This window comes from Sphingobium algorifonticola (assembly GCF_004005485.1).
Taxonomy (GTDB): Bacteria; Pseudomonadota; Alphaproteobacteria; order Sphingomonadales; family Sphingomonadaceae; genus Sphingobium; species Sphingobium algorifonticola.
In genome coordinates, this window is the sequence record NZ_RZUL01000003.1 from 534,248 (window position 1) to 552,550 (window position 18,303).

Genomic DNA, 18,303 nt, shown 5'->3' on the forward strand with positions numbered 1-18,303 from the left:
TTTCTGTTCAACGTCTGACTGTTACGGTTTCATTCGGCAGATCAGGTCGTAGCCGGACGCCAGCCACGGCGCTGACCCATATTGCCGCCGAAATCATAGACTGGGGCATGCCGCGGTACCGTCTGCGGCACAGCATTGACCGGCGTAACCGTCGTCGGCTGCGTGACCGCCATGCCGCCGTTGCGCATCAGGAAATGCGCTCGCCGCAGGCGGTTCTTCCGCGTACGGAATGGATTGTCCGCGGTCGGCGCCGCAGCGACCATTGCTTCCAGATCGGCATGCTGATGGCCGACAACCGGGGATGCTGTGCTGCGACGTGCAGCGACCGGCGTCGGTGCCACCGCGACCGGCGAGGGCACACGATCCGTCGTAATGGCGCTTTCGATGACAGGTTCCTCACGGACACCATGCTGCACCGACGCACGGTGGATCACCGGATCGGAATCCGCGCGCAGACGACGACGACGCATCGTTGCCAGTAGTGCTGCACCGCCCAGCAGGACAATGCCGCCACCCATCAGACCCCATTCCAGCGCACTGTTGTCCGCCGGATCTGCGGGAACGGCATTCGAGGCCGGAAGAGCTGCCGGGGTGCTTTCGACCGGCGCAGGGACGGCACTCGTCGATACGGCCGAGGGTGTCGCGGCGGCAGGCGCGGCAGTAGTCGCAGCGACCGGTGCAGCATCGGCAGCGGCAGGGGCGTCGGTCGGCGCGGCACGTTCTGCGCGCAGTATTTCACGGCGCACCGGCGCAGGCGGCGCAGCTTCCGCTATTGGCGCCGCCACGACCGGCGGCGCTTCCGGCAGCGGCTGTACGACCGGCGACTGCGGCTTCAAGATCGGTGCGGCGACATCCGGCGCAGTGCTCGCGACGGGCGGCGGTGCCGCATTGACCGCAGGCGCGGCTGGCTGTGTCGCGGCGACAGGCGGGGGCGCGGACGGTGCCGCAACCTGAGCCAGCAGCGGGGTTGAACCAAGCGCGAGAACAGCGGCAATCGCGGCCCTCGCGGGGCGAACGGTGATGTGTTTCCTCATAGCAACCCACCAACGACGCATTGCGCGCATAAGTTTTGCGGCACCGCAGCAATTCAGGACAAGGCGTTGGACTTCAGCGGTCGGTTGTTTCGACGAGAGACCCGTTCATCCGCCGTTTATCCTTGTGACGATCGCGCGATGCCCCATCCTGCGCCGCCAGCCGACGCGCGATCAACGCACAGGCGATGAGCTGAAACTGGTGAAACAGCATGAGCGGCACCAGGAGCATCCCGACCTGTGCCGCAGGAAACAGCGCCCCTGCCATCGGCACACCGGACGCCAGGCTTTTCTTCGACCCGCAGAACAGCAGGACGATGCGGTCCGCGCGGGAGAAGCCCAGGGCAATCCCCGCGCGCCAGCTTGCGGCAAGCACCAATGCAAGAAGACCCGCGCAGATGAGGCTCAGCATGGCCAGGGTCACGAGCGACAGTCGTTGCCATAACCCATCGACTACCGCGGCGCTGAACGCGGTATAGACGATCAGCAGGATCGCCGCGCGGTCGAGACGTCCGACGAACCGCTTGTGCCGCTCTACAAGACTGCCGATCAAAGGCCGCGCCAGATGTCCGGCGACGAAGGGCAGCAGCAATTGCAGCGCAATCGTTTCGGCCGAATGCCATATGCTCCCCTGCCCCACGGAGGACGAAGCCATCGTCAGGCCCACCAGCAAAGGCGTCAGGACGATCCCGGCAAAATTGGAGAAAGACGCCGCGCAGACCGCCCCCGCCAGATTGCCGCGGGCAATCGACGTAAAGGCAATCGACGATTGCACGGTGGAAGGAAGCAGGGTCAGAAACAGCATACCGCCTGCCAGCACCGGATCGCCAACGGCCATATCCGCGCCGAATGTGCGCATCGCGGTGGCTATGCCGATGCCCAGCAACGGAAACAGACCGAAGGTGACAAGCAGCACGGCACCCTGAAGCCGCCAGTTGCTGGCGCCCGCGGCGATCGCGGCGCGCGACAACCTGGCCCCATGCAGGAAGAACAGCATCACGATACCGGCGTCGGCAAGCCTGTCGGTGATCCGCGCATGCTCACCCTCAACCGGCAGCCATGACGCCAGCACCACCATAGCGATCAGGAGCAGCACGAACGGATCGAGGACGGCCCGCAGCGTCTTCATGCCGGATCGGTTGCATCCGTCGCCGATGCGCCCGGCGCGGCGGCTGTTTCGATAGCGCGCGCGGCGGCATCGATCCGGCGTAGCATCGCCACGAAGCGCGCCAATTCGGCGGCGTCGAACTGTGCGAACATCCCCTGCTCCAGCGCCAGCGCGCGCGGCGCGACCTGCGCATACAGGTCCCGCCCCGCCGCCGTCAGCACCAGCAGATGGGATCTCTTGTCGGCGGGATTGGGGGCACGGGCCAGCAGGTCCCGGTCAACCAGCGCGATGGCCGCACGGCTGACCGTCACCTTGTCCATGCGCGTCCGTTCGCTGATCGCCTGTTGCGTGATCCCGTCGTTCTCGGCCGTAACCGCGATCATCCGCCATTCGGGGATCTTGAGGGCGAACTGCGCCTCATAGGCGCGTGCGACGATATCGCTGACCAGATTCGATGTGTAGGACAGTCGATAGGGGATGAAAGCGTCAAGGCGAAGCGTGGCGGGCATGATTCTGTGGTAACAGGTGCGACCATCCCCGCAACCCGCCCATGCATGATTTTTGTCCTTCGCGATGCCGCTACGACACGGCCGCATGCCGCACGACGTGTTCCAGTGACCGCAACACGGGCGTTGTCATTGCCGCAAAGCTGTGATTGAGGAGAGGCAAAATATCTGAGAGGCGTCGTTCATGACCTATATTGCCCCGACCACCGAACAGCTGTTCGTCCTCAAACACGTTGTAGACATCGACGCGCTGACGCAGCATCCGCGCTTTGCGGCGACCGACGGCGACATGGTCGATGCGATCGTGGAGGGCATCGCCCAGTTCGCACAGGCGGAATATGCGCCCATCGCCAAGGTCGGCGATACCGTCGGCGCGCGCTGGGACCAGGGTGTCGTGCGAATGCCGGAGGGGTATCGCGCGGCCTATGATGCGCTGGTCGCCAACGGCTGGGGCACGATCGACGGGCCGCAGGCGTTCGGCGGTCAGGGCATGCCGTTCGCGCTGACCACCGTGGTGATGGAGGACCTGGGCAGTGCGAATGCCGGGTTCAGCCTCGTCAACATGCTGACGATGGGTGCGATCGAGGCGCTCGATCATCATGGTTCGCCGCAGCAGCAGGCGCGCTGGCTGCCGAAACTGATCACCGGGGAATGGCCCGGCACCATGAACCTCACCGAACCGCAGGCAGGATCGGACGTCGGCGCCTTGCGTACCACCGCGACGCCGGTCGGCGACGGCACGTACCGGATCAAGGGCACGAAAATCTACATCACCTTCGGCGATCATGACCTGTCGGACAATATCGTGCATCTGGTGCTGGCGCGTACGCCCGGCGCACCGGCCGGGACCAAGGGCATATCGCTGTTCATCGTGCCCAAATACCGGCTGGATGCCAATGGCAATCCCGGCGCGTTCAACGATGTGCGCTGCGTCTCGATCGAGCACAAGCTGGGGATGCATGCCTCCCCCACCTGCGTCTTGTCGTTCGGCGACAATGACGATTGCATCGGTGAACTGATCGGCGCGGAAATGGGCGGCATGCGCGCCATGTTCACCATGATGAACAATGCCCGCCTGAATGTGGGCAACCAGGGCGTGCAGATCGCCGAAGCGGCGACCCAGATGGCGCTGGCCTATGCCCGCGATCGCATCCAGACGCCGCGCGCCGACGGCAGCTCCGGTGCCAGCCCCGTGGCGATTATCGAACATCCCGATGTGCGCCGCATGCTCCTGCGCATGATCGCGCAGACGCAGGCGGGGCGCGCCCTCGTCTATTATGCCGCCGGGCAGGTGGATCGCACGCGGACGGGCGATGCGGCGGCCAAGGTGCGGCTCGACCTGCTCACGCCGCTGGCCAAGGCGCATGGTACCGACATTGGCTGCGAAGTCGCCTCCATCGGCGTGCAGGTTCACGGCGGTATGGGCTTTATCGAGGAAACCGGCGCCGCCCGCCACTATCGCGATGTGCGGATCACGCCGATCTACGAAGGGACGAACGGCATTCAGGCGGCCGATCTCGTCGGTCGCAAGCTGTCGGGCGATGGCGGCGCGGGGCTGGCGGCACTCATCGCCGACATGCGTGCCGAAGCGCAGGATGCCCGCCTGCGTGCGCTGATTGATGCGGCGGACGCGGTGGGGCAATGGATGCTTGCAACGGCGTCGGTCAACGACCGGCTGGCGGGCAGCTATCCGTTTCTCACGCTGCTATCCACGGCGGTCTGTGGCTGGCTGATGGAACGACAGGGCCGGATCGCGGCAACAATGCTCGCGCAGGGCGAAGGCGACCCCGCTTTCCTGCGGGGCAAGCAATCGGCGGCCGCCTTCTATCTCAGCCATATCGTGCCCGAAGCCATGGGCTTGAAGGACAGCGCGATGGCAGGCGCTAACCTGCTGTACGACGCGGCCCTGTAACCAATGCCGTAACGGTGGCTTCCGCCCGAATGGCGGGCGATGTCGCCAGGCTGTCGTCGGCTAAGCCTCAGAGCGTCGGGCGCACCTGCACGGGCGGTACTGCAAGCGTGGCCGTCCGCTGTGCCTGACGATCGACCCATACGCCCCAGAAATTGGCGACCGTCGCCCAGTTGCCTGTCGCGGCACCCAGCGCCGCTTTCGCACCGGGCAGGTCGCCCGACCGCGCCAGCGCCACGCCCATGCGGCTGTTGACCCGCGCGACATCCACGCCGCCCTTCGACAGCGCAAGGCGATATTGCTCCACGGCCTGCGGATACTGGCCGAGCGAGAAATAGGCGTCGCCCGCAGCTGCAGCCGGTGAACCATCCTTGGCGGCAGCCGCCTTCTTCACCTGCGCGGGCAAGGCTGCGATGTCTTTCTTCGCCTTGACGGAGATCGATTTGAGCAGCGCGGCACTGACCGGCTCGGCCGTGGTCAGCTTGCCGCTGGCGCGCGCCGCCTCGATAACCGACATCGCTTCGGCCTCGAACCCGCTGCGGGCAGCGAGCGTGGCATAGGCCTGCACATCGCGTTCGCTTGCGATCGCGCCCGTCGCGGATTGCAGGCGATACAGATCAAGCTGCGCCTGCGGATCGAGCCCCGGCGCGGCCAGGAAATTGACGATACCCGACCGCCAGTTACCTGCGCTCGGATAGGCGACGAGCTTCTGCTGCGTCCATTTCGCGACATCGGCCCATTTGCCGCCCTGATAGGCAAGCGCGATCGCACGGTCGAACCACGCTTCGGGCACCGCTTGTCCGCTCGCGCGCTGCTCGGCGACGGCGGCCTCCAGAAAAGCCAGGCCTTCGGTCGTTTTCTTGCGCTTGATATGTGCATCCGCGAGCAGAACCGTGCTCTCGACCGGCTTGTACCCCATCTGGCGCGCATAATTGACCTGGGCGATCGCATCATTCTGCTCGCCCAGATAATAGGAATAATAGCCCGCAAGATACCGCAGATAGGGCACCTGCGATTCCGGCGTCGCGCCGCTTTCCAGTATATCGGTCAGCGCGCGGCGAATAGCCTGGGGATCGTTGCGGCGCATCGCATAGTCGAACTTCAGCGAAGCAGCGACATATTTTTCCAGCGGATTGGCGGGTTGCAGGGCGGCAATGCGGGCGTTGGCGCTCGCCATGTCGCCGCCGGACAGTGCGGCCTTTGCGGCACTTGCGGCGACCCGAAAGCCGTCCGCCATGGCTACATCCGTTTCCTTGTCCTTGATCTTTTTCGCCCCATGGGCCGGTATGAGAGCTGTGACCGCAACCAGCAGGGCCGCACCGATAGCAAGACCCCGTCCTGCATGTCCAAAGCGACCGATCCCCATATATGCTCCCGATATCATGCTGTATGTTGCGCGCGTTACTGCCTGCTAGTCGCTGCCCGCCAGACGCACAAGGCCTTGTCGATCAAGCGTTTGATCCTGGGCAAGGGCGATGGCGCGGCCTTGTGCGAGAAGGCCACGCCATCGCCGGACCCTCGTCAGGCAGCCGCCTTTTTCGACAGCCACAGCAGCCAGAAGCTTGCAATTTCCTTGCGCGGCCCTGCACTCACCGCCTCGAATGCCGTCTTGGCACCGGCGGTGTCGCCTGCCATCGCCAGTGCGATGCCCAGGCGGGTGTTGACTTCATTGGCGTCGACCGACCCCTTTTGAAGCGCCACCCGGTACAGTTCGGCAGCCTTGGCATAGTCGCCATAGCCCTGATAGGCGCCTGCCGTGAACGCCGCGGTACGACCGTTCGCAGCCTTTGCGGACTCAGCCGCCGCTGATGGCAGCGACGCCTTGTCCGAAGCGATCTTGGACGTCGCCTGGGTGTAGAAATCATTCAGCTTGCCCGGCGCGAGCTTGCCGTTCGAGCGGCCCTGGTCGATTACCGACTTCACTTCGCCAAACAGCGCCAGCTTGGATGCCGTGTCTGCATATTCGGCATAGTCATATTCGCTCTGCAACGCGCCGGTCTGGTACATCAGGCGCATCACGTCGAGGTTTTCGCCCGCGCTCATCGACCGGTTACGATCCTGGAACGTACGCAGCAACTGCCGCCAGTTGTTGCCCGTTGGGTCGGTTTCCACCTGCATCACGGCCCATTGCGGCGCTTCCGCTGATCCCGAGGTATAGGCAATCGAGAAGCCACGATTGAGCCAAGCCGGGGGAACGGCGCGCCCCGCCGCCTTCTCCAGCTCGATCGCTTTCTTGAGCGGCGCAAGGCCCTGTTGCGCGATCGGCTTGGCCGCAGGCGAGAGCTGCCCGCCGCCGCCACTCATGGCGATCGCCTTCTGGAAATGCGCTTCGGCCACCAGCAGATAGGATGACGACCCTTCGAAGCCCAGCTCGGCCGCTTTCTGCAGATAGATCAAGGCATCGTCATAATCTTTCGCGTCATAGGCCAGCTTGCCCGCGAAATAATTGAACTTCGGCAAGTCTTCCTGGGCAGCCGCGCCGCTGGCGAGCATCGCCTTCAAGCCATCGCGCTGCATCTTCTGGTCGTTGAGGCCGATGCCCGCGCCCAGGCGGAAATTGCCCGCGGTGAACTTGTCATCCGGCGTCGTGGCGGCGGCTTCGGCAGCGGGCAAGGCCGCAACCATCGCCGCGAAATCCTTCGCCTGATTGGCCTTGTCGACGGGCTGTGCGGCGGCGATGAAAGGCTTGCTCAGATCGCGCTTGGGCGCGGCCGGTGCCTTTTCCTTCTTGTCCCTTTGCGCGAAGGCGGGCGTCGCAGTCATGGCAAGGGCGGCGGTGCCGAGCATCAGGGCAGCGGCCAGCTTCGAAACGGCCAGACGGGATAGGGAACGCATAGAAACTCTCTCCTTCGAACAAGTGCAATCGTAGCAGGCGGCAGCCGACAGAACTGCAACCCCGGCGTCCATGCCTTGTTCCCGACTTCGGGACAGTCGGACTAGGCAAGGCGAAGTGAATAGCCGTTGAACAGCGATATAGAAGGCGAAAACGGCTCTGTCATGACCCATATGCCCGCGATCCCCGGATGATTGCAAAACGCGCGCGCGCACGCCTGCGCGAGGGGTGACAGCGGGCTCCCGCTGGGCTAGGGTCTCAACCGACACAGAAATGTAACCATCACCCGAAAAAGAGAACAGCATTGACCGACGAGACCCTCCTCGCCGACCCTTCGGACATCAGCCCGATCAGCATCGTCGACGAGATGAAGACGAGCTATCTCGACTATGCCATGTCCGTGATCGTCAGCCGCGCGCTGCCGGACGTGCGCGACGGCCTGAAGCCGGTGCATCGCCGTATCCTCTACGCCGCCCATGAAGCGGGCTATGTGGCCGGGCGCCCGTATCGCAAATGCAGCCGCATCGTCGGCGACGTGATGGGTAAATATCACCCGCATGGTGACAGCGCGATCTACATGGCCCTCGCCCGTCTGGCGCAGGACTGGTCGATGCGGGTTCCGCTGATCGACGGTCAGGGCAATTTCGGGTCGATGGACCCCGACATGCCGGCCGCCATGCGCTACACCGAAGCGCGCCTTGCCAAGGTTGCCAACAGCCTGCTCGACGATCTCGACAAGGATACGGTCGACTTCACGCCGAACTACGACGCTTCGGAAAGCGAGCCGCAGGTGCTGCCGGCGCGTTTCCCCAATCTGCTGGTCAACGGCGCGGGCGGCATCGCGGTCGGCATGGCGACCAACATTCCGCCGCACAATCTGGGCGAAGTCATCAACGCTTGCCTCGCCTATATCGATGCGGCGATGACCGAAGGCCATCCGGGCGTGACGATCGACGATCTCATAGAGATCATCCCCGGCCCGGATTTCCCCACCGGTGCGCTCATTCTCGGTCAGTCGGGGGCGCGGCGCGCCTATCATGAAGGGCGTGGCTCGATCATCATGCGCTCTCGCCATGTGGTGGAGGAAGGGCGCGGAGACCGGCGGTCGATCGTGCTCACTGAAATCCCCTACCAGACCGGCAAGAACAATCTGGTCGAAAAGATCGCCGAAGCCGCCAAGGACAAGCGGATCGAAGGCGTCAGCGACATTCGCGACGAATCGAGCCGCCTTGGCGTCCGTATCGTCATCGACCTGAAGCGCGACGCGACACCCGAAGTAGTGCTCAATCAGCTGTGGCGGCACACGCCTGCGCAGGCGAGCTTCCCGGCGAACATGCTGGCGATTCGCGGCGGCCGGCCGGAAACGCTGAACCTGCTGGATATCATCAGCGCGTTCGTCGGCTTCCGTGAGGAAGTCATCACCCGTCGCACCAAGTTCGAGCTGAACAAGGCGCGCGAACGGGCACATCTGTTGCTGGGTCTGGTCGTCGCGGTCACCAATCTCGATGAAGTCGTGCGCATCATCCGCGGCTCTTCCAGCCCCGCCGAAGCGCGCGAAAAGCTGCTGGCGCGCGAATGGCCCGCAGAGCAGGTCGCGCCCTATATCCGCCTGGTGGAGGCGATCGAGACCGAGATCAGCGGCGACGTCTATCGCCTTTCAGAGCTTCAGGTTCGCGCCATTCTCGACCTGCGCCTGCATCGTCTGACGGCGCTGGGCCGGGACGAGATCGGCAACGAGCTGGCCGGTCTTGCCACCGCCATCGCGGAATATCTGTCCATTCTGGACGATCGGGCGAAGCTCTATGCCGTGATGCGCGAGGAGCTGGTGCATGTGCGCGACGAGTTTGCAACGCCGCGCCGCACCACGATCACCGCGGCCGCCGACGGCATCGACGATGAGGACCTGATCGAGCGCGAGGAGATGGTCGTCACCGTCACGCATCAGGGCTATATCAAGCGCACCCCGCTGGAAACCTTCCGTGCGCAGGGTCGCGGCGGCAAGGGCCGCAGCGGCATGGCGACGAAGGACGAGGATGCAGTGACGAACCTGTTCGTCACCTCCACGCATACGCCGGTGCTGTTCTTCTCCACGCTGGGCAAGGTGTATCGCATGAAAGTGTGGCGCCTGCCCGAAGGCGGTCCGGCCACGCGCGGGCGGCCGATGGTCAACCTGCTGCCACTTGCAACGGGGGAGACGATATCGACGGTCCTCCCGCTGCCGGAGGATGAGGCGGAGTGGGGCAAGCTGCACGTCATGTTCGCGACCGCGAAGGGATCGGTGCGCCGCAACAGCATGGATGCCTTCACCAACGTGCCGGGCAATGGCAAGATCGCGATGAAGTTCGAAGGCGAGGATGCGGACGACCGGCTGATCGGCGTGGTCCTGATGGCGGAAGGCGACGACATTCTGCTCGCCACGCGGCAGGGCAAGGCGATTCGCTTCCCCGGCGAGGATGTGCGCGAGTTCCAGAGCCGCAATTCCACCGGCGTGCGCGGCATCCGGCTGGCGACGGGCGACGAGGTGATCTCGCTGTCCGTGTTGCATCGCGCGGGCATCGCCGATCAGGAGGAACGCGACGACTATCTGCGCTTCGCCCCCTGGAAAGCCGAAAAGGAAGGCGCGCCCAATATGCATGCCGATCGCTTTGCCGAATTGCAGGCAAAGGAACAGTTCATCCTGACGGTCTGCGCGAACGGCTATGGCAAGCTGTCATCCGCCTACGAATATCGCCGCACCAATCGCGGCGGACAGGGCATCACCAATATCGACAATATCGCCCGCAACGGTCCGGTGGTGGCCAGCTTCCCGGTGGTGCACGGCGATCATCTGATGCTCGTCACCGATCAGGCGAAACTGATCCGCATGGGCCTGTCGTCGATGCGCGTCATCGGCCGCAATTCCGCCGGCGTCCGCCTCTTCCACGTCGCCGACAACGAGCATGTCGTCAGCGCCGCACGGATCGAGGACAATGACGAGGAGGATGGCGTGGTCGAGAGCGAGGCACTGCCGCCCATTGAATAAGGGGCAGTACAAGGGCGTCGCTATTTCCGTGCCCCTGCGCAAGCAGGGGTCCAGGGACGCAATTGCCATACCGCGCGGCCCTGGACCTTGGCTTCTGCCGGCTACCAGCATTTCATCGGTCGACGAGGGCCAACGGTCAAGAACGCTGACGCAAAAGCGTAACCGCCGGGTCATCGCACCGTCATGCATCGCGCCTATCAGACCCAATCGCTCAGCCGAACCGGGAACCTGACCACATGGCCCTTTCGACCCCCGCCGCCCTGCCCGAACCCGCTGCCAATGCCGCCGCCACAGTCGATCCGGTCCGCCATGGCGCGGCATCGGGCCGTGCCGTCGGCGCCGCGATGGTGCAGCACGGGCAGCTTACGCCCAAGGGCCTGCTGGAACGGGCCTTCGCCTTTGCGTTTCGCGGGCTGGTCTATGCGCAGATATGGGAAGATCCGCTGGTCGACATGGACGCGCTGGAAATCGGGCCCGGCAGCGATATCATCACCATCGCCAGTGGCGGCTGCAACATGCTGTCCTATCTCACGGCGCGGCCCAACAGCATTACCGCGGTCGATCTGAACACCGCCCATGTCGCCCTTGGTCGGCTCAAACTGGCTGCGGCGCGCCACTTGCCGGACCATGCCGCCTTCCACCGCTTTTTCGCGCAGGCGGGTCGCAAGGAAAACATCGCCGCCTACCGCACTTATGTGGCGCCCCATCTGGACGAAGTGACGCGCCGCTACTGGGAAGGGCGCGGGCTTTCCGGGCGTCGCCGGATCAGTGCCTTCGCGCGCAATTTCTACACCAACGGCCTGCTCGGTCAGTTCATCGGCGGCGCGCATCTCATCGCGAAGCTCTACCGCATCAACCCGCGCGAAATCCTCGCCGCGAACTCGCTCGAGGAACAGCGGGAAATCTTCGAAACGCGCATGGCGCCGATTTTCGACAAGAAGTTCATTCGCTGGCTGACGCAACAGCCGGCATCGCTGTTCGGCCTCGGCATCCCGCCTGCGCAGTTCGACGCACTGTGCGAGGGCGACGCGCAGAGCATGAACGCCGTGCTACGCCAGCGCCTCGAAAAGCTGGCGTGCGATTTTGACATTCGCCAGAATTATTTCGCATGGCAGGCCTTCGGCCGCAGCTATGGCGATGCCGCCAATGACGATGCGCCGATGGGGTCGCTCCCCCCCTATCTCCAGGCGGACAAGCATGCGGCGGTGCGCGAGGGCGTGGCGCGCGCGCAGATCCTGCACCGCAATTTCACCGATCATCTGCGGTCGCTGCCGGACGGTGCGCTGGATCGCTACGTCCTGCTCGACGCGCAGGACTGGATGACCGACGCGCAACTCACCGATCTCTGGACAGAGATCACCCGCACCGCCCGGCCCGGCTCCCGCGTCATTTTCCGCACGGCCGCGCGCCCCAGCCTGCTGCCCGGCCGCCTTCCCGATACGCTTCTCGACCGCTGGCATTATGAGGCCACGCGCTCGGACGAAGGCACGCGGCAGGATCGGTCGGCGATCTATGGCGGCTTCCATCTTTACGTGCTGAAGGATTGAAGATGCTCGATCGCGCGCGGGGCATCGTGCCTGACCACGCGGAACAGATGGACGCGATCTACCGGTATCAGCGGCATATCTATGACATCACGCGCAAATATTATCTTCTCGGCCGTGATCGGCTGATCCGCACACTGGATGCCGCGCCGGGCATGTCGGTGCTCGAAGTCGGCTGCGGCACGGGCCGCAATCTTATCGCAGTGGCGCGGCATTGGCCGCAGGCGCATTGTTTCGGCTTCGACATCAGCCCGGCGATGCTTGACACTGCCCGCGCGTCGGTTGCCCGCCATGGCCTTGCCGATCGCATTGCCCTGCGCCATGGCGACGCGACGGATTTTGCCGCACGGCGGCTTTGGGGGCACGACCGGTTTGACCGGATCGTCATGTCCTATACGCTGTCGATGATCCCCGGCTGGGAACTGGCCGTGGACGAAGCGGTGCGTGCGCTGGCTGCTGGCGGGTCGTTGCATATCGTCGATTTCGGTCAGCAGGAACGATTGCCGCCCGTGTTCCGCAAGCTCCTGTTCGCCTGGCTTGCGCGCTTCGACGTCGCCCCGCGCGGCGACATGCAGCCGGTGCTGGAAGATATTGCCGCGCGGCACGGCCTCACACTCGCCTTCACACCGCTTTATCGCGGCTATGCCTGGCGCGCGGTTCTTAAAAGGCCGGTTGGGCCTTAACGACGCTTATTCATGCGGCCGTAGCCCCTGGTTGAGCATTTCCACCACCTGCGCGATCGGCTCGGTTACGGTCACGCTGCGATTTTCGCCGAAGCGGATACGGGTTCCGTCCGTGACTGACGAAACGAACGTCACCTGAGCGGCATTGACGGCGGTTTCGGCACGATCGGCCCCGATGAACGTCACGATCATTGGCATCCTCCTTGTGGTTTCCCATGCAGAATAGCGCGGAAAAAGGAATAGGCCAGCGCCGCATCACGTCGGCTCGAATCGAGATGAAAACACCGCCGCCAACAGTGCGAAGGTCGCGGCGACCCAGAGAGCGCCGAGACCAAACGCCGTATGTGCCATGGCACCGAACATTGCACCGGTCGCAAGGCCGAGCCAGAGCAACGCAAAGGGGCACCAATCCCAGCGGGCCTCACCCATCATCGCACTGGCCATGTGCTGCCCCATTTTCACCAATGTGCCAGTCATGTAGGTAAGGCCGATCTGTACGTCGCCATCGCGAGCGAATACGGCATTTTCTGCGCCCATCGCCAGCGCCATGCCCGCAGCGGCGGCTAAGGGCCAGCCCAACGAACCGCCCAGCGCCGCTGTCGCCAGCAATGTCGCCACCAACAGCAAGACGCTTGCCCGGCGGCGACGGGCAATCCGCCCGACCAGCGACCCCATAATCACGCCCCCCACGAACAGCACAATCAGAGATGCTGCGCGCAGGGCGGCATCTGTGTGATCGATGAGACCCACGGCCATGCGGGTGGTGTTGCCACTCATGAAGGAAACGAAGAAGCCGCCCAACGCCATAAAGCCGACCGCGTCGACATAACCTGCCAATGCCGATAGCGCGATAGCGAACAGGCGAACCCGTGGCGTCTGCCGGATCATGCGCCTGTCATGAAGACCATGACATCACGTCTTCTAAACCACCCCATAAGCCAGCATGGCGTCGGCCACTTTCTTGAACCCGGCGATATTGGCGCCCTTCACATAGTCGATATAGCCGCCGCCCTGATCACCATAGGCGACGCAACTGCTGTGGATGCCTTCCATGATATCGAGCAGCAATTGCTGCAATTCGGCTTCCTTCCAGGACCGGCGCTCGCTGTTCTGGCTCATTTCCAGGCCTGATACCGCGACGCCACCGGCGTTGGCGGCCTTGCCCGGCGCGAACAGGATCTTTGCATCCTTGAACACATGCACGCCTTCCAGATTGGTGGGCATGTTCGCGCCTTCGGCCACCGCCTGGCAGCCATTCTTCACCAGCATCCGCGCGTCATCGCCCAGCAGCTCGTTCTGCGTGGCGCAGGGGAGCGCGACGTCGCACGGCACGCCCCAGGGCGTCTTGCCCTCCACGAACGTGGCGCCCTTGAACTCGGCCGCGTAATCGGCAATCCGCCCGCGCCGCTTGGTCTTGTGCGCCTTCACCCAGTTGATCTTGTCCTGCGTGATGCCGTCGGGATCGTGGATGAACCCCTGGCTATCGGACAAGGTGAGCACCTTCCCGCCCAGTTGCACGATCTTCTCGGCCGCATGCGTCGCGACATTGCCGGAACCGGAAATGACCGCACTCTTGCCGGTCAGATCCTCGCCCTTGGTCTTGAGCATGTTGGCAAGGAAATAAACCGCGCCATATCCGGTCGCTTCGGTGCGGATCAGCGACCCGCCATATTCCAGACCCTTGCCCGTCAACACGCCGGTGAACTGGTTGGTGATGCGCTTGTACTGGCCGAACATATAGCCGATCTCGCGCGCGCCGACGCCGATGTCACCGGCGGGCACGTCCACGTCCGCACCGACATGGCGATAAAGCTCGGTCATGAAGCTCTGGCAGAAGCGCATGACTTCATGGTCGCTCTTGCCCTTGGGGTTGAAGTTTGCGCCGCCCTTGCCGCCGCCCATCGGCAGGCCGGTCAGCGCATTCTTGAACGTCTGCTCGAACGCGAGGAACTTCAGCACGCTTTCGGTAACGGAGGGGTGAAAGCGGATACCGCCCTTGTACGGGCCGATGGCGTTGTTGTTCTGTACGCGCCAGCCCCGGTTGACGCGGATATTGTGCTGGTCATCCTCCCAGCAGACGCGGAACGACACGATCCGGTCCGGTTCGGCGATCCGGCGCAATATCTGATAATGATGATATTGCTCCTTGTCGGCGATGAAGTCGTAAATATCCTCTGCAACTTCCTGCACGGCCTGGACGAACTCGTCCTGGCCAGGATTGCGTTTGCGTACGCCTGCGATGAAAGTCGGCAGGTCAACGTGATCGGAAACGGCCATCTTGCTCTCCCCCGGGTCGGTGATACCAGATGCGGCCCCTGCGGCCCGATCCGAGTCGGGCCATCATAGTTGCGCGATTGTATCAGCAAACGGGCGAGAGGCACGGAGTTTTGAAATCGGAAGCAGCTTCGATCGGCGCTATCTCTCCCTCTCCCCTGAAGGGGAGAGGGGGTAAGAGACTTATTCCACGTCCAGCACCCTGGCGATTGCCGCCGAAACATGCGCCATGTCCGCCATGCCATCGACGCGGCTGACGATCCCGCGCGCTTCGTAGATGGGCAGGATCGGTGCCGTCTTGGCACGATATTCCGCCATGCGCGTGCGGACGGTTTCCTCATTGTCGTCCGGCCGCCGTTTGAAATCGGTGCCCCCGCATTTGTCGCAAACGCCATCCACCTTTGGCAACTTGAAGCTGTCGTGATAGCCCGCGCCGCATGTGCCGCAGGTGAAGCGACCGGTGATACGCGTGACGAGCGCATCCTCATCGACTTCCAGTTCGATGACATGGTGCAGCGTCCGGCCTCGATCGGCGAGAATAGCATCGAGCGCGTCCGCCTGCGCCGCCGTGCGCGGATAGCCGTCGAAGATCACGCCGGTTTCCGCAGACAGAGCATCAAGCGCCTCGCCGATGATGCCCGATACGATGTCGTCGGACACAAGCTGCCCGGCATCCATCACGGCCTTCGCCTTGATGCCGGTCGGGGTGCCCGCCTTCACGGCGGCGCGCAGCATGTCGCCGGTCGAAAGCTGGATCATGCCGCGCTGATCGACCAGCAGGCTGGCCTGAGTACCCTTGCCGGCACCCGGCGGGCCAAGCAATATGATGTTCATGCGCGCGCGTCTCCCCCTGTTTTCTGGCGCGATTATGCTCCGCCTGTGTTAGCGGATGCGCCCTTTCAGCTTCGCCTTCTTGATAAGGTCGCCATATTGATGCGCCAGCAGATGGCTTTGAATCTGCGTTACCGTGTCCACCGTTACGTTGACGACGATCAGAAGGCTAGTCCCGCCCAGATAGAAGGGGATGCCGGCCGATGCGATCAGATATTCCGGGATAAGGCAGATGAGCGCCAGATAGGCCGCGCCGATCACCGTAATGCGCGTCAGCACATAATCGAGATAGACTTCGGTGTTCTTGCCCGGCCGGATGCCCGGAATGAAGCCGCCGTTGCGCTTGAGGTTGTCGGCGGTTTCCTCGGGATTGAACACCACCGCGGTGTAGAAGAACGAGAAGAATATGATGCCAAGGCCATAGAGCGCCATGTAGACCGGGCTGCCATGCGCCAGATACTGGTTCAGTGTCAGCACGAAATCGCCCATGCGGCTTTCGCCCGCCACGGTCTGACCCGCGAACTGCGATATGGTGAGCGGCATCAGCAGCAGCGATGAGGCGAAGATCGGCGGGATCACGCCCGCTGTGTTCACCTTCAGCGGCAGATGGCTGCGATCCGCCTGCATGATGCCCTGTCGCGTCTGCCGCTTGGGATACTGGATCAGCACCCGGCGCTGCGCCCGCTCCATGAAGCAGATGAAGGCAATCAGGCCCAGACACAGGATGATGATGCCCATGATGAGCAGGCCGGAAATCGAGCCTTCGCGACCCGACGCAAACAGGTTCGTCAGCGTCACCGGAAGCTGCGCCACGATGCCCGCCATAATGATGAGCGACGTGCCATTGCCGATGCCGCGGCTGGTGATCTGCTCGCCCAGCCACATCAGGAACATCGTGCCCCCGATCAGCGAGATGACGGCAGCCACGCGAAACAGCATGCCGGGATCGACCACGGCCTGCTGGCCTGCCTGCGCGCCAAAGCTTTCCAGCCCGACGGCAATGAAATAGCCCTGCACCGCCGTCAGCCCGACAGTGCCGTAGCGCGTATACTGGTTCAGCTTCTTGCGCCCGCTTTCGCCTTCCTTCTTGATCGCGGCAAGCTGCGGCGAGAGCGAAGCGGATAGCTGCACCACGATCGACGCGGTGATGTAAGGCATGACGCCGAGCGCGATAAGGCTCATGCGCTCCAGGCTGCCGCCCGAAAATGTATTGAAAATGTCGAGCACGCCGCCGCGTGTCTGGTCATACAGCGATGCCAGCACGGTGGGGTCGACACCCGGCAGCGGAACGAAGCTGAGGAAGCGGAACACGATCAGGGCGCCTACGGTAAACCACAGGCGCTTCTTCAGGTCCGTCGCCTGGCTGAACTTCGCGAAGCTGATATTGGATGCAAGCTGGTCGGCTTTCGATGCCATGCGCTTTTCAAACCTTCAAATCTTGTGCAACGGGCCTTGAAGAAGGCACCGGACTCGCAAATCCCTTAGCGGCGGAGTGCGGTCCTGTCATCCATCATAGCTAACCGTCATGCTGAACTTGTTTCAGAATCCATCAGCTCTAAGCCAGCGCAGGTGCGCAAAGGAAGAGAAAATGGATCCTGACTTTCGTCAGGATGACGAAGCAGAAAACACATAACCCCGCCAACCCATTATCGGGCAGCGGGGTCATGCGTTCAACCCTTGGCAGGGATCACTTCTTGCCTTCAGCCTTGGCAGCGGCCTTGGCCGAACCCTTCTTGGCCTTCGCCTTTTCGGCAGCCGAGACGGTTTCGAGCACGTCAACCTTGCCACCGGCCTTTTCGACGGCGGCGATTGCCGATGCCGATGCGCCCGCGACCGAGAAGCTGAGGCCCGTCGCCGTCAGTTCGCCCTTGGCGAGCAGGCGTACGCCGTCCTTGCCACCGCGCGAAATGTTCGCGGCGCGCAGCGCGGCCTGATCGATGACGGCCTTGGCGTCGAGCTTGCCCGCGTCGATCGCCTTCTGCACCGAACCCAGGTTCACTTCCGCGAAATCCTTCGCGAAGATATTGTTGAAGCCGCGCTTCGGGATACGCATGTGGAGCGGCATCTGACCGCCCTCGAACCCGTTGATCGCGACGCCCGAACGCGCCTTTGCGCCCTTCTGGCCACGCCCTGCGGTCTTGCCCTTGCCGGAGCCGATGCCGCGTCCCACGCGCATCCGGCCCTTGCGGGCACCGTCATTGTCCTTGATATCGTTCAGTTTCATGTGCTTGCACTCGCTTTCGCTTTTGTCGCGCCAATAAGCCCCTTCCCTTCAGGGGAGGGGTAGGGGGTGGGGGCTGTCCTGCAACAACAGAACCAGCAATCGGGGCAATTTACATGCCCTACCCCAACCCCTCCCCTGAAGGGGAGGGGCTTTAGAAGCTATTACTCTACAACTTCCACCATATGCGGCAGCTTCTTGATCGCGCCGCGGACTTCCGCGGTGTCCTCAAGTTCCACCACACGGTGCATCTTGCCGAGGCCCAGGCCGATCAGAATCTTCTTCTGGTCGGCGGGGCGGCGGATCGGCGAGCCGATCTGCTTGATCTTGATGGTTGCCAT

16 protein-coding genes are annotated in these 18,303 nt (G+C 63.5%); 4 read left to right on the plus strand and 12 right to left on the minus strand.

Annotated elements, in window-relative coordinates; translation table 11 throughout:
• Positions 1-41: 41 nt before the first annotated feature.
• From ENE74_RS11620 to ENE74_RS11630, 3 genes are all read right to left on the minus strand, one after another.
• Positions 42-1,034 carry a hypothetical protein gene (locus tag ENE74_RS11620; protein ID WP_127691076.1) on the minus strand — a complete coding sequence of 331 codons (993 nt, stop codon included), beginning with the start codon at positions 1,032-1,034 and terminating at the stop codon, positions 42-44.
• Positions 1,035-1,107: 73 nt separating this feature from the next.
• Positions 1,108-2,160, minus strand: a complete 1,053-nt coding sequence (locus ENE74_RS11625) for a bile acid:sodium symporter family protein (RefSeq protein WP_127691077.1) — start codon at positions 2,158-2,160, stop codon at positions 1,108-1,110.
• A complete protein-coding gene (locus ENE74_RS11630) occupies positions 2,157-2,648 on the minus strand; it encodes a MarR family winged helix-turn-helix transcriptional regulator (RefSeq protein WP_127691078.1) in 492 nt (163 codons plus the stop codon). Before ENE74_RS11630 ends, ENE74_RS11625 begins: the two co-directional genes overlap by 4 nt.
• Before the next feature lie 181 nt (positions 2,649-2,829).
• Between ENE74_RS11630 and ENE74_RS11635 the strand changes: the two genes are divergently transcribed.
• Positions 2,830-4,557 carry an acyl-CoA dehydrogenase gene (locus tag ENE74_RS11635; protein ID WP_127691079.1) on the plus strand — a complete coding sequence of 576 codons (1,728 nt, stop codon included), beginning with the start codon at positions 2,830-2,832 and terminating at the stop codon, positions 4,555-4,557.
• A 67-nt stretch (positions 4,558-4,624) separates the two neighbouring features.
• Here ENE74_RS11635 and ENE74_RS11640 read toward each other — a convergent pair whose 3' ends face one another.
• Positions 4,625-5,920: a hypothetical protein gene (locus ENE74_RS11640; RefSeq protein ID WP_127691202.1), complete on the minus strand. Its 1,296-nt coding sequence runs from the start codon at positions 5,918-5,920 to the stop codon at positions 4,625-4,627.
• A 155-nt stretch (positions 5,921-6,075) separates the two neighbouring features.
• On the minus strand, positions 6,076-7,389 hold the full coding sequence (locus ENE74_RS11645) for a hypothetical protein (RefSeq protein ID WP_127691080.1): 1,314 nt from the start codon (positions 7,387-7,389) through the stop codon (positions 6,076-6,078).
• A 302-nt stretch (positions 7,390-7,691) separates the two neighbouring features.
• Here ENE74_RS11645 and gyrA point away from each other — a divergent pair, with 302 nt between their 5' ends.
• The 3 genes from gyrA to ENE74_RS11660 all read left to right on the plus strand — a co-directional run bounded on the left by gyrA (position 7,692) and on the right by ENE74_RS11660 (position 12,636).
• Entirely contained in the window at positions 7,692-10,409 is a 2,718-nt protein-coding gene (gyrA, locus tag ENE74_RS11650; protein WP_127691081.1) for a DNA gyrase subunit A, read from the plus strand.
• A 344-nt stretch (positions 10,410-10,753) separates the two neighbouring features.
• On the plus strand, positions 10,754-11,956 hold the full coding sequence (locus ENE74_RS11655) for a BtaA family protein (RefSeq protein ID WP_241241972.1): 1,203 nt from the start codon (positions 10,754-10,756) through the stop codon (positions 11,954-11,956).
• Between the two features lie 2 nt (positions 11,957-11,958).
• Positions 11,959-12,636, plus strand: a complete 678-nt coding sequence (locus ENE74_RS11660) for a class I SAM-dependent methyltransferase (protein WP_127691083.1) — start codon at positions 11,959-11,961, stop codon at positions 12,634-12,636.
• 6 nt (positions 12,637-12,642) lie between these two features.
• Here the strand turns inward: ENE74_RS11660 and ENE74_RS11665 are convergent, their stop codons facing one another.
• From ENE74_RS11665 to rpmD, 7 genes are all read right to left on the minus strand, one after another.
• Positions 12,643-12,828 carry a hypothetical protein gene (locus ENE74_RS11665; protein WP_127691084.1) on the minus strand — a complete coding sequence of 62 codons (186 nt, stop codon included), beginning with the start codon at positions 12,826-12,828 and terminating at the stop codon, positions 12,643-12,645.
• A gap of 63 nt (positions 12,829-12,891) precedes the next feature.
• Positions 12,892-13,524, minus strand: coding sequence for a YoaK family protein (locus ENE74_RS11670; RefSeq protein WP_127691085.1), 633 nt, complete (start codon positions 13,522-13,524; stop codon positions 12,892-12,894).
• A gap of 33 nt (positions 13,525-13,557) precedes the next feature.
• Entirely contained in the window at positions 13,558-14,913 is a 1,356-nt protein-coding gene (gene gdhA, locus ENE74_RS11675) for an NADP-specific glutamate dehydrogenase (RefSeq protein WP_127691086.1), read from the minus strand.
• Between the two features lie 180 nt (positions 14,914-15,093).
• Positions 15,094-15,744 carry an adenylate kinase gene (locus ENE74_RS11680; RefSeq protein WP_127691087.1) on the minus strand — a complete coding sequence of 217 codons (651 nt, stop codon included), beginning with the start codon at positions 15,742-15,744 and terminating at the stop codon, positions 15,094-15,096.
• A gap of 48 nt (positions 15,745-15,792) precedes the next feature.
• On the minus strand, positions 15,793-17,157 hold the full coding sequence (gene secY / locus ENE74_RS11685) for a preprotein translocase subunit SecY (protein ID WP_127691088.1): 1,365 nt from the start codon (positions 17,155-17,157) through the stop codon (positions 15,793-15,795).
• Positions 17,158-17,428: 271 nt separating this feature from the next.
• Entirely contained in the window at positions 17,429-17,965 is a 537-nt protein-coding gene (gene rplO, locus ENE74_RS11690; protein WP_127691089.1) for a 50S ribosomal protein L15, read from the minus strand.
• A 161-nt stretch (positions 17,966-18,126) separates the two neighbouring features.
• Positions 18,127-18,303 carry a 50S ribosomal protein L30 gene (gene rpmD, locus ENE74_RS11695; protein ID WP_127691090.1) on the minus strand — a complete coding sequence of 59 codons (177 nt, stop codon included), beginning with the start codon at positions 18,301-18,303 and terminating at the stop codon, positions 18,127-18,129.